We start from the raw sequence: 1,386 nt of genomic DNA, 5'->3' as shown, positions 1-1,386 counted from the left end.
GCACGGGCCCTGCTGCTGCGCGGCGCCGGGCCCGCACAGCTGCTGGCCGAGCTCGACGCCGTGGCCGCCCGGATCCCCGGCGCCATGTGCACCACAGTCTGCGCGGCCGTGCTCGATCCGGAACGCGGCATGGTCCGCTACTCCAATGCCGGCCATATGCCCCCGGTCCTCGCGCCGCCCGGCGGACCGGGCCGGGTCCTCGAAGGCGGCCGTGCCGTGCCGCTGGCCACGTTCGACACCCCGCGCAGGCCGGAGGCCACCACGGCGCTGCCGCCGGGCGCGACGCTGGTGCTGTTCACCGACGGACTCGTCGAGCAACGTGGGTACGACATCGAAGAAGGCTTCGTCAAGATCGCCGGCGTGCTCAGCGAGACCGGCGGCGCACTCCCCCGCGACGTCGCCGATGCCGTCCTGTCCCGGCTGTGTCCGCCCGCGGGCTACGACGACGACGTCGCGATGGTCGTCTACCGGCAGCCGCCCGCGCCGCTGCGCCTCGACATCCCCGCTGCCGCATCGGAACTGACCGGCCTGCGGCGCAACCTCTACCGCTGGTTCGCGACCGCCGCCGTCCCGCACGACCTGGCCGCCGACCTGGTCGCCGCCGCCAACGAGGCGTGCAGCAACAGTGTCGAACACGCCTACCGCGATACCGAGCCCGGCCGCGTCACCCTCACCGCGACCTGCGAAGGCGACCGCGTGGTCATCGAGGTCACCGACTCGGGCCGCTGGATTCCCACCCCGACCGATCCCGGTTATCGCGGCCGCGGGGTGGAGATGATGCGGGTGCTGACCGAGGATCTGGAATTCAGCCACGACGAGAACGGCACCCGGGTCCGCATGTGGGTGACCCTGCCGTCGATAACATTTCCGACGGCAAATCCCCTGCGTGGGTCCACGCGGGCACCCGAACAGTCATCCAACAATACGTTCCGATAACACCCGTGTACTCACCGCGCCGAAGAGGAAAGCCGGTCACGACGGCATTCCGTGGCCGCGACCCAGTCGGCACCCATCGCAAATACCCGGCCCGACCAGGTTATTCGGTAGAGTTTCGAGATTCCGTTAGCAAATCTCACTATCCTTGAATGCGTGAATCCACGTTTGCTACGGTGTGAACGCGATTCCACACCATCCCGGTGTGACCCCAGAAATTCCAGCGATCTCCCCGCAATCTGAATTGCAGAGTTTCGCCAGTCTCTACCGCTTCGAAGAAGTCGACATTACGTGTTGATTTCATGCACGCCTGCGGGTCGATCATCCGATTGAAAGGAGAGTTTCATGTTTTCTGCTTTTCTCGGTGACCTCCTCGATGTAGTCGTGACGTTGATCGAAACGCTGTCCGCCATCACCGAGTAACCCAGCACTGACCCCGGGACGGCCCAGCGC

The 1,386-nt window shown here is 66.2% G+C and carries 1 protein-coding gene; it reads left to right on the top strand.

The features are described 5' to 3' along the window. The coding region (locus ACFWPJ_RS32920) for a SpoIIE family protein phosphatase (RefSeq protein ID WP_378857443.1) at positions 1 to 936 on the top strand (936 nt) is incomplete at its 5' end. Positions 937 to 1,386 lie beyond the last annotated feature (450 nt).

Origin of the sequence: Nocardia sp. NPDC058497 (assembly GCF_042720195.1) — a bacterium.
GTDB lineage: Bacteria > Actinomycetota > Actinomycetes > Mycobacteriales > Mycobacteriaceae > Nocardia.
Note: the sequence above shows the minus strand (reverse complement) of the source record. Positions and strands in the feature narration are given on the sequence as shown.